The following is a 12,682-nucleotide window of genomic DNA, read 5'->3' on the forward strand; positions in this document are numbered from 1 at the left end:
GTTGATGAATCATCAATAATTAATTAAAAGCCCTAAATACAACAAACCCCTGAAAAAAACAGGGGTTTGTCATTAGCCTGAGCCGGCATATTGCCGGCTTTTTTATTGCATAATTTTAAGTTCAGCATTAATCAGGAACCGTGAAGTGACCACGGCCCATTAAATCAATCCCACATTCTAAATCACTGACCCAATCTAAAAATTGTCCCACCTGTTCATCCTTAAAAGCCCGGCCATGTTGTGGCACAATCATTTTGATGTCCAGTTCACGCACCATACGCGCCCACAGATTCGTCACTTTATTGGAACACATATAGCGTTCGTGGAAACCGGCCATTTTTGGAATATGGTTTTCAAAATCATCCACGAAAGGGTTGTCTGTCACTTCATCCATGGACGCGCCCATGTCACCCGAGAATAAAATACCGCTGGTGACATCAAAAATTTGAAAATTACCCACTGAATGCAGGAAATGAGCGGGTAAGATAATTAATTCCGCATCGCCCAGTTGAATGCGCTTACCCTGATCGGGAATGGGATTGATAAAGTTGACGAAACTGCCCATTTGCTTATCCACATTGGCAGCCACCAGGTGCGGTAAAAAACGACTCCACAATTTGGATACCAGTACCCGGCAGCCAGTGTTGACAATCCAGCGATCAATTGCAGCAATGATGTCGGGGTCTTGATGTGAGGCAAAAATATAATCCAAATCTCGTAAGCGGATGTGACGGCTTAAGGCAATGGTTAATGGAATATAGGTCAGATCTCCGCCCGGATCCAATAGCATTGAATGCGTGCCGTTGCGGATTAAAAACTGATTCGACTGAACCCCTTCACCTTCAACCAAGTCGTTAAAGGCCAAACATTCATGCTGTGCGCCGCGATATAAAACCTGTGCTTTGCCGACCATGGGCTTCTCCAAATGAAAAGCCCTTATTTTAGGTGTCGCTTGATTTAGAAATTTTGACTTTTATCAACTATCCTGTTGTCATTATTATCTTCTTCAATAATCAGACTCATCACTTTCCAGTCACTTTTGAGTTTTTCATAATCTCGCTGACCGGTGAAGACTTTTAACCGGATACCATCCGGAGCGATACCAAACAGCGGAATGGCATTGTCGCCATGTTTGGCCTGATAAGCCTCAAAATCAAACTCTTCGGTGAGCAAGGTGGTTTTTATCTGCGCACCACGGGAAATGTAACTGGCCAGATTGGCAAAAGTCACCTTTTTAGAGAATAAGGTTTGCGCTTTACCGCCTTTTGAAGTGGTGTGTTTTCGCTCGTCCTTTTGTTTTTCCTCGTTAGTAATCACATAGATATTACCGGCCCCAAATTCATTTTTATAACGGGTGGCGGCCAACAGATTGAGTTCGCGATTCATTGACACCGCCAACATGCGTCCCACACCGATTAAATCCAACTGCTGGTCCGCGTGTTCTGACACCACATTGCCCCAATAGGATTTAATATCACGCATTCGGGCTTCCTTGATATAACGCCAGTGAGAATCGGTCACCATACAATCAAAACCTTGTTCATTCAAAGATTCGGCAATCGCCAGTGCCACCGGATTGGCACCAACGATTAAAATCCCTTTACTCTCGGGGCTGGCCACCCCCAATCGTTTGGATAACATTCCGGCGGTGGCCGATTGAAACACCACCGTACCAATAATCACCATAAAGGTCAGTGACACCAATAAGGGTGCTTCGGCATAGCCTTCTTGTTCTAAACGCAAGGCAAACAAAGCCGATACTGCGGCTGCCACAATACCGCGCGGTGCAATCCAGGACAACATCACCCGTTCTTTCCAGTTCAGATCCGAACCCCAGGTCGAGACCACAATTTTAAGGGGTCTAACCACAAACTGGATGATTAAAAACAATACCACCGACAGCCAGCCGATTTCAATTAAGGGTTCAATGTCCATCCTCGCCGCCAGGATAATAAACAAACCGGCAATCAGCAACAGGGTCAGACTTTCTTTAAAGTTTAAAATATCCTCAATTTCGACATTTTTGCTGTTGGCCAGCCACATACCCATTACGGTGACAGTTAACAAACCGGACTCATGGGCGAGTACATCAGACACCGCAAAAACACCAAATACAAGGGTCAGGGTGAACACATTGTGCAGAAAATCCGGCACCCAATGCCGACGTAAAACCTGCGCCATCAATTCACCGGCAATGCCTCCGATGACCACGCCCACCATGATAATCCAGCCAAAATCAAACAGTACACCAACCAGACCTTCGGCCCCCTGTTGCGAAGAAATAATGAAATTAAACACCAACACCGCCAACAAAGCGCCCAGCGGATCAATCACAATGCCTTCCCAGCGCAACACATTGGCAATGCGTTTATCAAGATTAAGAATGCGCAACATCGGCACAATCACGGTGGGCCCGGTCACCACCACCAGAGAGCCGAATAACAAAGATAATAACCAGTCCAGTTCAAGTAACCAATGGGTCGCCAGTGCAATGGTCAGCCAGGTGACTATCATCCCCACTGTCACCATCCGCCGAACCACCGATTCAAGTCCCCGGATTTGATTAAAATTTAAAGTCAGGGCACCTTCAAATAAAATCACGGCCACCGACAGTGACACAATGGTGAACAACAAATCGCCAAACACCACATCCGGCTGTAACCAGCCGGTGACCGGTTGACCCAAAATAATACCAATAATCAACAAAAATAAAATTGACGGTAATTTCAACCACCATGACAACCAATGCGCCAAAGACCCCAAAACGCCAATGGCGGCAATCGCAATCAGTAAATAATTATCCATTAAGCATTGTCCTTTTTAAATCTGCTTTTTAAAGCATTGAGTTTTTTTGAATAACGTGACTGCACAATATCGCTCAGTACCAGCACCACAATCACAAAATAAAAGGTCACTTTATTCATCTGCACGATTTCATGGCCAAAGAACGCCAGATGAGACAAATGTCCGCCTTCTGATAACAGCATCACACCCACAATCAACAAAATAAATAATCCCAGGACTTCAAACATCCGGTTACGCTGTAAAAAGTCAGCAATGGTATCCGCCAGCCACACCATCAGCAAAGCGCCGATTAAAATTGCAGTGGCCATCACAATATAATTATCGGTGAGGGCCATGGCGCTTAAAATCGAGTCAAAGGAAAACACCACATTCATGGTGACAATCAGAATCAGGGCTTTGGCAAAAGAGGATTGTGGCTTGTCTTTTTCCTGCATGTGTTCTTCCATGTACATCATATGCAGAATTTCCTTCATGGCGGTATAAATAATAAATATTCCACCAAACAACACCACCAAAGAACGCAAAGTAAAAGTCCCTTCAACCACATTACCCCAGCCGATAGAAAATAAAGGGTCGGTAAAATAACTCAGTACTTTGATCAACAAAAACAACAGCAATAAACGAAACGCCACCGCCAACCAAATACCGGTGGTGCGTAACTTCGACTGTCGAGTGGGCTCGACCCGCTTGGATTCAATAATAATGTACAATAAATTATCAAAACCCAACACCGCCTGTAGCATCACCAGCATACCCAGGGTCATTAAGTTTTCCAGGGTGAATAAACCTTCCATATCCAATCCTCTTTTTATGCAATAACAAAGGTCAATATTGTATAGAACCTATAACATCATCGCAGGATTTTTTTATTTTTTTGTCAGGATTAAAAAACCCGGATGCGCATCCGGGTTTTTTTAGCTTTTCAGTCTTGTTAATAACTGTACGACCAATTGAAGGCAAATGTACGACCACGGCCCTAAAAATCGAACAGGTACTCGGGACCAAAAGCGGCATAAAACAAGGTGGCCCGCTGTCCCCAGACGGTGGAATAAGATTTATCCAGTAAGTTTTCTATGCCAACCGTAAAGCGACCAATGGCGGTATCTTTAGAAGCGACCAAATCATAGGTTGTGTTGCCGTTGATTTCGCGGCCGGCGGCGTCTTTTAAGTCAAAAGCTCGCTGGCCTTGTAAGCGTAAATCAACGGTGTTGTTACGCCAGCCGACATAAGTGGTCAAAGAGGATAGTGAAGCATACCGCGCATCCTGTCGTTTCCAGTCTCCTGTGTTATTTTTCTGATCTGAACGCACCCAATGGAGTGTACCGCCAAAAGCAAATCCATGATCCGCATAGTAATCAAAGGCACCTTCCAGTCCAAAATCACGGGTGTCTTCATCCACCACAATCACCGACAGATCTTCGGTATTTTCCACGGCTTTATCTGACCAGGCATAATACAGCGCCCATTGGGTAGAAATATGATCATTCATATAACGCCAGCCCAGTTCGGCCTGGTCGGTTTTAATCGCGGTTAAGGGATTGTCATTAACATTAATGTCCGGTGATTTGCCATAATATTTGGCCGGATCCGGTAATTCAAAACCTTGACTGAAGCGCAGCCAGGTTTGATGCGCACCAAAATCATACAAAGCACTTAAGTTTAATAAAGTGGCATCATAATCATTGCTGCCACCAGGTACCAACTCGCCCACGCGGGTTTCATCAAAACCACTATAACCATATTTTATAAAATCATCCACTTCCACATCGGTGTGCTGATAACGCAGACCACCGGTTAATTTAAAGGCATCGGTGATGTGCCAGTCAGTCTGTACATAGGCTGCCTGACCATCCACATCATAGGTCGGGTAACGATCTTCGATACCGGATTGGCGTTGCACCAACCCCCCGGTTTCATCGGTGCGTCTAAAATCAAAAAACATTTGATTGGCATCAAAGCGCTCCTGATCCAAATCCACACCATAACTGATTCTAAAACGATCATTAACGCGCTTATCAAACAAGGCTTTTAGACCGGTTTGTCGGGTATTTTGTTCTGAGGCGGCAAACTGAATGGCGTAGCGTTGTTCAGCCGCCAGTAAAAAAGGATAGGGAAAGGCATGGAACGCTGACTGCTCATTGCGATAAAAAGCCTGCAGGTAAAAATCCTGGCTCCATAAATCAGCATGGTGATATTGCGCGTTAAATAATTCCCGGTCGGTGGCCGGGTCACGATCGGAATCAAAGCCATCCCGAATTTCAGCACCAAACAAATTAGCCACCGGTGCATCGGTTAAATTCGGAAAGTACACATCCCGATTACCTTTAAAGCCCGAACGGTACACCTGCGCGGTTAAATCCAGGCTTTGATTATCACTTAATGCGAAATCGACACGACCCAGCACATCAATCTGCCGGTTATCCTGTAAGTCTGTCTGGGTAATATCAGGAAATATTTCCTCACCGTTACCGTCATAAAAACGTTCATTATCGGTGTACGAAATGCCCAAGCGTGCGTTGACGCTTTCACCACCGCCACTGATCGATTGGGCCAGTTGTTTTTGCAGATCATCGCTGCTGTTAAAACCGGATTTCAATTGCGCCTGTGTTTCAAAACTTAAATTCCCACCATCACCGGATTTTGTGATGATATTAATAATGCCGCCGGTGGCACTGCCGCCATATAAGCTGCTGGCACCGGAGAGCACTTCAATGCGAGCCACATTAAATAAGTCAATCGAATCAAACTGCCGTGATAAGCCGCGTGAACCGTTCATCGAGACACCATCAATCAGCACCTGGACGCTTCGGCCGCGTAGATTTTGGCCAAAGTTGGTGCGACCTTGCGGCGCCAGATCCAAACCCGGCACCAAACGGCCCAAAGCTGTTTTTAAATCAGCACCGGAATCCGCTTGTTGTTGAATATCATCGGACTCGATAACCCAGACGGTGCCGGGGATTTGGCTGATGGCCGTCGGGGTTCTGGAACCGACCACCACCATTTGATCCATTGTCATATTTTCGGATGCCTTATCTTCGGCTTGTGCCTGGACGTCTGATACGGCTAAACAGGTAATCACTGGTAATACCAGGGCTTTAAAATAGTTTATTTTTATCATTTTTTATTTTCTGTTGTTGTCATAAGAACTGTGCTTTAAAGACATGGGCGAATTAACCGCGCAGCTGTCAATAGGATGCGAATTATAATGATAATGATTCCTATTACAAGCATAAGTAAAATAAAATACATTTTTTAAGATTGATAATGATTATCATTTGGCATAATATACCCTTTTTTGAATCCTTTACATACCGCTGTTTACATGCCTGTTTTGTTAACCACCATTGCTTTTTTGTTCCTGGCTATCACGCCAATTATTGGGTATTTAAGCCAAAAATCAGCACCGAAATGGCCGTATCGCTTATTGGTTTTGGTGTTACTGGTGGGTTCGTTTTATGCTTTTAAATCGGCTCATGGCATTGAGCATGCTGTATTTTATTGCTTATTTTTAATCACTGTGCCGGCTTATGTCTGGATTTATATCAACAGTACGCGTAAACCGGTCAAACCCATAAAACGGCCGTCCCCTTACCGGAGCACAGCGTCAATCTGGTATAAATTATTAATGATTCTGTTAGCCGGTCCCTTGGCATTGGCCATGGCCATTGTGATGGCCACCGGTGTTACACACTTATTACCACTGTTAACGCTGAACCGATTAGTGGTAATGATTATGCTGATGCCTTTACTGTGGGGACTCATCGCTGTTTGGCTAACGGCGACCACCCATTTAAGCCGAACCGGACTTATTTTAATCAGTATCAGCGGTTTAAGTGTTTGGGGCCTGCAATGAACTTAAAGAAATCACTCACACCCTCAAAACATGTGGTCAAAAAATCCCTGCGCAGCCATGCCTGGTTGGGTCTGTTTTTTTCAGCATTGCTTTATCTGGTCTGTTTAAGCGGCGCTTTGGTGGTGTTTTTTCAGGAGACTGAGCGCTGGGAACAACCGACCATCAGCGAATCCGCTGAAGTCGATATCCAGCAATTAGAAACCGCTATTAATAATGCCATTAATCGCGCCATCAACAACCGGGAAATGTTGCCTAAAACACTCTACTTTGCGCCACCGTCGAGCGTTATTCCGCGGGCACATGTCAGCAACCGCAGTGGTGGTTATTACCTGAATAAAGACGGTAGCCGAGGTGTTGATATGCACACACCCTGGACCGCAATGCTCAGTGATTTGCATATTTACCTGCACTTACCCAACACCTTTGGCATCATTCTGGTGGGCTTATTGGGGGCGATGATGCTGGGACTGATGATCTCGGGTATTTTAGCCCACCCGAGCCTATTCAAAGATGCTTTTAAGCTGCGCTGGGGCGGTAGCCGCCAACTGGAACAAACTGATATTCACAACCGCCTAAGCGTCTGGAGTCTGCCTTTTTTCTTTATTGTCTGTTTAACCGGCGCTTACATTGGCTTATTTAGCATCACACTATTGGGTTATGATTTACTCGATGATGACATGACCACAAGCGAGGCTGTGGACACCATCTTCCCGGCTCAGCTTGCGTTTGATGCACCGGCCGAACCGGTCCGGTTAGAACCCATGCTAAAAAAACTCAAAAGCCAATACCCGGAGGCTGATTTGATGTTTGTGACCCTGAAAAATGGCGGCAAACAGGGCCAATATATTGAAGTCAATTTACAGATGCCCGAGCGTTTAATCTACTCAGAAGTCTTTCGTTTCCATAACACCGGCGAATACATCGATTCCAAACACATGTCAGATGGCGACTGGGGCCGACAAGTGGCCTATTCCAGTTATCGACTTCACTTCGGCCAATTTGGCTCTTTTGCCATTAAGGTTTTGTATTTCCTATTAGGCATTGCCATGGCTGTGATGGTGGCCACTGGTGTCAATATCTGGTTTATCAAACGTCAATTGCTCAACCGTTGGTATGCCTTGTGGCAGGGCATTATCTGGGGTGCGCCCTTAAGCTTCAGTCTGGCTTTATTAACGTCAATCCTTTTCGGTACTGCTGTGGCTTTGAGCTTTTGGTTAAGCTACCTGTTGATCGCCGCCTGGTTTTTTGTCGCCAACCCGAACCATCCAGAACAGCAACAGCGCTTAATGACATGGGTTAAATACCTAAGACTTGCCACGTTAGCCGCCATCATCCTCAGCGTTCTAAGTCATTTAATACAATACGATTATGCCTTAGTCAGCTGGTTTAACGGCTTTAACCTGATCTTGATAGTGATCGCTTTTTTGTTCGCTTTTCTTAAAAAACCGGTTAAAGCAGCCGCACAGCCTTAAAATCTTGATGCCTGTCCCGGCTTTTTAACCGGCTTTTTCGTGCTCGTGATAATTTCAAACGCCTGTTTATTGACTAATGCAGGGCAAAAAAGCATACTGTTTTATTCTTAATATAACTGCAGATTATGAAGCCAGCCCTGCCAATCCGTCATGATTGGACCCAACAAGAAGTGGACACGTTGTTTGCCACACCTTTCAATGACCTGATGTATCGAGCGCAACAAACCCATCGTCATTATTTTGAGTCGAACCAAGTGCAAATCAGCACCTTGCTCAGCATTAAAACCGGTGCCTGTCCCGAGGATTGCAGTTATTGTCCACAATCAGTACGTTATGACACCGGTGTTGAAAAAGAGCCTTTGATGCAGGTGGACGCGGTGGTGGAGCAAGCCGCGGCGGCCAAGCAACAGGGGGCCACGCGTTTTTGCATGGGCGCGGCCTGGCGTTCCCCAAAAGACCGGGATTTGGATCAGGTGATTGATATGGTCAAGGGCGTAAAAGCGCTGGGCATGGAAACCTGTTTAACTTTAGGCATGTTAAACGAACAACAATCCTCTAAACTGGCCGCCGCCGGTTTGGATTATTACAACCACAATATCGACAGTTCAGAATCCTTTTACGATAAAATTATTACCACCCGTAAATTTAATATGCGCATGGACACCTTAAAAAATGTTCAGCAATCCGGTATCAATGTCTGCTCCGGCGGTATCGTCGGTATGGGCGAATCGCAGCAAGACCGTGGCGGCATGTTGATGGCGTTGGCTAATTTAGACCCGCATCCAGGCAGTGTACCGATTAATGCCTTGGTACAGGTTAAAGGCACACCACTACATGGCATTGAAAAAATTGATGATTTGGATTTTGTCCGTACCATTGCGGTGGCGCGTATCATGATGCCAAAATCCATGGTGCGACTGTCCGCCGGCCGTAACGACATGTCCGAAGCGGTGCAAGCCATGTGTTTTCTGGCCGGAGCCAATTCCATCTTTTACGGCGAAAAATTATTGACCACCCAAAACCCCGAAGAAAATAAAGACATGGCGCTGTTTCAAAAACTGGGCATTAAACCGATGCCGAAACGTCACTAAGTACCATGTCACGCCGCGACGAATTAGACCGTTTAAAAAAACAACAACTGTTTCGTCGTCGGGTGCTTAGAACCAGCCAATCAGGTCGTTATGTCAGCATTGATGGTGAACAATTATTAAATTTTAACAGCAACGATTACTTAGGTCTGTCGAATCATCCCGAAGTTGTGCTGGCGGCTCATGAAGCCGCGGTAAAATTCGGCTTTGGCGCCACAGGTTCTCCATTGCTATCGGGCTACACCTCGGTGCATCAGGAACTGGAATTTGCCCTGGCTGAATTTTTAGGCTATCCGCGTTGCCTGTTGTTTTCATCGGGCTATCTGGCCAATTTAGGCATTGCCGGGGCTTTGCTTAATCGCCATGATTTATTTCTTCAGGACAAACTGAATCACGCTTCATTGATTGATGCGGCGCAACTGGCCGGTGCCAGACTTAAACGTTATCCACATTTAGACTCTAAAAAGGGCGAGCAACAGTGTCAGCATTTTAATGAGGAATATCCTGACAACACCATCTTGTGGGCCACCGAAGGTGTTTTTAGTATGGATGGCGACAGTCCGGATTTATTTGCCACTGCCTTAAGCGCCGATGTGTTTAATGCCTTGTTATGGGTGGATGATGCCCATGGTATCGGCGTCATCGGCGAACAGGGGCGTGGCGTCATCGAACAGCAATTATTGACTTCAGAACATATTCCATTACTATCAGGTACTTTCGGTAAAGCCTTTGGCAGTGCCGGGGCTTTTGTGGTTGGCGATGATGATTTAATCGAAACCATTCTGCAAAAAGCCAGAAGCTATCGCTTTAACACATCGATGCCGACACCGGTGGTGGCGGCCAATTTAAAAGCCCTGGAACTGATTCAATCCGAGCCTTGGCGACGTGAAAAATTACTGGAGCTGATTGACCGTCTGCGCCAACAATGCCAGCAATACGGCATTGCCGATAACCTCAGTCACAGCGAGACGCCGATTCAGCCTTTTATTCTCAACAGCGAAATCGCCGCTCTGGAAACCGCCGATTATTTAAAATCACGGGGTATTTTCAGCGCCGCCATCCGACCACCAACGGTGCCAAAAAACCAGTCGAGATTACGTTTAACCGTGCACCACGCCTTAGAAATCGAAGACATTGATTTACTGGTGCAGTGTTTGATTCGGAATTATTGAAGAAATCGGTTAGTCCTGCCAAAATCGGTCTATCAGTAATGATATCGACAAGAAATAATGGTTAAGCGATTATCGTCTACGGCATAGATAAGTCGATGACTGGCATCAATACGCCTGGACCAGAATCCAGATAGATTTTCTTTTAAGGCTTCTGGCTTACCCAGCCCGGAAAAGGGTGTTCGACAGCAGTCCTTGATAAGCTTATTAATGCGTTTAAGTGTTTTTTTATCCTGAGTTTGCCAATAAACATAATCCTTCCAGGCAGCTTCTGTCCAACAAATCAGCACCTCAATCTTCAATAAGTTTATGCTCAATCACTTGTGCTTTTTTGTATTGCGCAATTGATTCACTCAAATGTTCAGCATTGGCAGGTGAGCGAAGTAAATAGACAGTCTCCATTAAACTATTATAATAATCCATAGACATGACGACAGCATTTTCTGCGTCACGGCGGGTAATGATGGCTGTATCTATATCATTAACAACCGCATCCAAAACAGATTTTAATTTTTTTCGCGCTTGGCTAAATGTAATCACTTTCATCAAACAATCTACCTGTACAACTAATGGTACAACTATACAACATACTACTTTTTATGTCACGAATTATTTATCACTCAAGAACAGGCCATTACGTTTCGGTTTTTAGATTCTCAATTAAATCGTTATAAGCCCCAAGATTAAACAAAACAATCGTTTTCAGACGTTGATAACTGAACAAATCTTCACCCTGGGTAATGAGTTTTAATTTTTTATAGTAGGCATTGATGTTTTCATCAACGATGACTTCGTTGTTGTTCCTGATACTGTCCTCATAACCGGCCGGTAAATAGCGTCCAAAGTGACCAATTCGCCAGGGTACGGGTGCTGCCGGTAAGCGGGCCAACAAGGGGTCGGCCAATGCAAAGGGGTCAACAATAATTTTATCGATACCGGCGTAATAACCATAGAGGCCTATGGTTGGGCGAATCACCAGCATGTTGTCTGATTGCTTAAATTTTTCAGCCTGTTTACGCCAGTGGGATTGTGGAAACGCATCCCGATCCAATTGAACGTAGCTATACAGTGAAACGTCATTAAAATAAAATCCCCGCTCATCTGCAACCCCTGATTCAATCAGTTGGTTCTTGTACTTAATTGGTGAATTTGCCGGTGTATGGTGATAAAAAATCGCATACACCATAACCACCAGGCCAATCATAACAAGTTGATAACGGTTTAATCTTGCGGCATGAACTGCGAGAATTAAAACACTGAGTAAAAATGCATAGGACAAAAACCGCCCCAGCATAAAATCCCCACCAACATAGACCACATAAAATAAATTCAATAACAAACCAAAACCTAAATAACGTATCTGGGGTTTAGTTGACGGTAGAAAACTGACGATAATCGCTGCCAAAATAACCAGCATAGTCATCACATCATATTTCAGTGTCACCAGAATATAACGAAAACCCTGAGAAAACATATCCATTTGTGGAATGCCGGTGCTTAACTTGGCATAGGCGGTATTGGGGAACAAAAAGCCGTAATAAATTAACGAGAACAGGCTATAGAGAAAAAACGGTGAAAAAGCCAGGGCGGCATACAGCAACCATTGTCTCCAGCTAAAAAGATACTTAGATTGAATGACCGCATAGGCCATTGCCGGAAACAGGAGTAAAGCCAAATCATGGCGCACCAAAATTAACAGGCCATAAATAACCAACAGTTTGAGCATGCTTGTTTTCAAGGTTTGATCGTCTGCGTGTTCTCTAACTGAACCTGAAAAAAACGTCAGGTAAGTATAAACAAAACAGGCAATAACTAAATACGCCAGCACATTTTCTAAACCTGAGCTGGTGTAGTCAAAAAATGAATTCGATGAAATCAACACCAACACCGTCAACAATAAAATCCCTGCGTGCTTGATTATGGCGTGAATGACAAAAAGGGTGGCCAGCCACAAAAACAAAGAAACAACAATGGTTGTTAGGTATAAGTCCTGCGAAAACAATCGGGAAAAAGCCAAAACCCCATACCATAAAGGGCTGGTGAATACCTGTACCCGCTCATGGGGATTCCAGTTGGGCCCATGACCTGCAAATAATTGCTCCAGACTGCGAAAGAGAATGTAGGCATCCTCTGTCACCCAGCCATTTTTCAGAAACACCAGTAACGCCAAAGATAACGCGAGAAATAACAGACAGACAGTTTTCAAGGTCCGCAATAATGTATTTTGGTTCAATTTAAGCAGGCCAACATCAGGAATCCTCATTCTATAACCCTTTCAAACAACTGTCAGTAACC

11 protein-coding genes are annotated in these 12,682 nt (G+C 44.8%); 4 read left to right on the forward strand and 7 right to left on the reverse strand.

What is annotated here, in order from left to right:
• Positions 1–127: 127 nt before the first annotated feature.
• The 4 genes from IEV16_RS09930 to IEV16_RS09945 all read right to left on the reverse strand — a co-directional run bounded on the left by IEV16_RS09930 (position 128) and on the right by IEV16_RS09945 (position 5,923).
• Entirely contained in the window at positions 128–913 is a 786-nt protein-coding gene (locus IEV16_RS09930; protein ID WP_188365553.1) for an oxygen-binding di-iron domain-containing protein, read from the reverse strand.
• A gap of 44 nt (positions 914–957) precedes the next feature.
• A complete protein-coding gene (locus IEV16_RS09935; RefSeq protein WP_188365554.1) occupies positions 958–2,805 on the reverse strand; it encodes a cation:proton antiporter in 1,848 nt (615 codons plus the stop codon).
• On the reverse strand, positions 2,805–3,599 hold the full coding sequence (locus IEV16_RS09940; protein WP_188365555.1) for a TerC family protein: 795 nt from the start codon (positions 3,597–3,599) through the stop codon (positions 2,805–2,807). Before IEV16_RS09940 ends, IEV16_RS09935 begins: the two co-directional genes overlap by 1 nt.
• 182 nt (positions 3,600–3,781) lie before the next feature.
• Positions 3,782–5,923: a TonB-dependent receptor gene (locus tag IEV16_RS09945; protein WP_229728315.1), complete on the reverse strand. Its 2,142-nt coding sequence runs from the start codon at positions 5,921–5,923 to the stop codon at positions 3,782–3,784.
• Positions 5,924–6,127: 204 nt separating this feature from the next.
• Between IEV16_RS09945 and IEV16_RS09950 the strand changes: the two genes are divergently transcribed.
• The 4 genes from IEV16_RS09950 to IEV16_RS09965 all read left to right on the forward strand — a co-directional run bounded on the left by IEV16_RS09950 (position 6,128) and on the right by IEV16_RS09965 (position 10,390).
• Positions 6,128–6,658, forward strand: a complete 531-nt coding sequence (locus IEV16_RS09950; protein ID WP_188365556.1) for a hypothetical protein — start codon at positions 6,128–6,130, stop codon at positions 6,656–6,658.
• Positions 6,655–8,130, forward strand: a complete 1,476-nt coding sequence (locus IEV16_RS09955; RefSeq protein WP_188365557.1) for a PepSY-associated TM helix domain-containing protein — start codon at positions 6,655–6,657, stop codon at positions 8,128–8,130. Before IEV16_RS09950 ends, IEV16_RS09955 begins: the two co-directional genes overlap by 4 nt.
• 125 nt (positions 8,131–8,255) lie before the next feature.
• Positions 8,256–9,221 carry a biotin synthase BioB gene (gene bioB, locus IEV16_RS09960; RefSeq protein ID WP_188365558.1) on the forward strand — a complete coding sequence of 322 codons (966 nt, stop codon included), beginning with the start codon at positions 8,256–8,258 and terminating at the stop codon, positions 9,219–9,221.
• A 5-nt stretch (positions 9,222–9,226) separates the two neighbouring features.
• Positions 9,227–10,390, forward strand: a complete 1,164-nt coding sequence (locus IEV16_RS09965) for an aminotransferase class I/II-fold pyridoxal phosphate-dependent enzyme (protein ID WP_188365559.1) — start codon at positions 9,227–9,229, stop codon at positions 10,388–10,390.
• 32 nt (positions 10,391–10,422) lie between these two features.
• Here IEV16_RS09965 and IEV16_RS09970 read toward each other — a convergent pair whose 3' ends face one another.
• The 3 genes from IEV16_RS09970 to IEV16_RS09980 all read right to left on the reverse strand — a co-directional run bounded on the left by IEV16_RS09970 (position 10,423) and on the right by IEV16_RS09980 (position 12,593).
• A complete protein-coding gene (locus IEV16_RS09970; protein ID WP_188365560.1) occupies positions 10,423–10,677 on the reverse strand; it encodes a Txe/YoeB family addiction module toxin in 255 nt (84 codons plus the stop codon).
• A gap of 1 nt (position 10,678) precedes the next feature.
• On the reverse strand, positions 10,679–10,933 hold the full coding sequence (locus tag IEV16_RS09975) for a type II toxin-antitoxin system Phd/YefM family antitoxin (RefSeq protein ID WP_188365561.1): 255 nt from the start codon (positions 10,931–10,933) through the stop codon (positions 10,679–10,681).
• Positions 10,934–11,021: 88 nt separating this feature from the next.
• Complete coding sequence (locus IEV16_RS09980) at positions 11,022–12,593, reverse strand: hypothetical protein (RefSeq protein WP_188365562.1); 1,572 nt, start codon at positions 12,591–12,593, stop codon at positions 11,022–11,024.
• Between the last annotated feature and the right edge of the window lie 89 nt (positions 12,594–12,682).

The sequence above is a fragment of the Marinicella pacifica genome (genome assembly GCF_014636635.1).
GTDB lineage: Bacteria > Pseudomonadota > Gammaproteobacteria > Xanthomonadales > Marinicellaceae > Marinicella > Marinicella pacifica.

Excerpts from the sequence above, each read along its gene's own strand:
- IEV16_RS09975 (WP_188365561.1), bottom strand. The coding sequence starts at position 10,933 with ATGAAAGTGATTACATTTAGCCAAGCGCGAAAAAAATTAAAATCTGTT.
- bioB (WP_188365558.1), top strand. The coding sequence starts at position 8,256 with ATGAAGCCAGCCCTGCCAATCCGTCATGATTGGACCCAACAAGAAGTG.
- IEV16_RS09935 (WP_188365554.1), bottom strand. The coding sequence starts at position 2,805 with ATGGATAATTATTTACTGATTGCGATTGCCGCCATTGGCGTTTTGGGG.
- IEV16_RS09965 (WP_188365559.1), top strand. The coding sequence starts at position 9,227 with ATGTCACGCCGCGACGAATTAGACCGTTTAAAAAAACAACAACTGTTT.
- IEV16_RS09930 (WP_188365553.1), bottom strand. The coding sequence starts at position 913 with ATGGTCGGCAAAGCACAGGTTTTATATCGCGGCGCACAGCATGAATGT.
- IEV16_RS09950 (WP_188365556.1), top strand. The coding sequence starts at position 6,128 with ATGCCTGTTTTGTTAACCACCATTGCTTTTTTGTTCCTGGCTATCACG.
- IEV16_RS09940 (WP_188365555.1), bottom strand. The coding sequence starts at position 3,599 with ATGGAAGGTTTATTCACCCTGGAAAACTTAATGACCCTGGGTATGCTG.
- IEV16_RS09945 (WP_229728315.1), bottom strand. The coding sequence starts at position 5,923 with ATGATAAAAATAAACTATTTTAAAGCCCTGGTATTACCAGTGATTACC.
- IEV16_RS09955 (WP_188365557.1), top strand. The coding sequence starts at position 6,655 with ATGAACTTAAAGAAATCACTCACACCCTCAAAACATGTGGTCAAAAAA.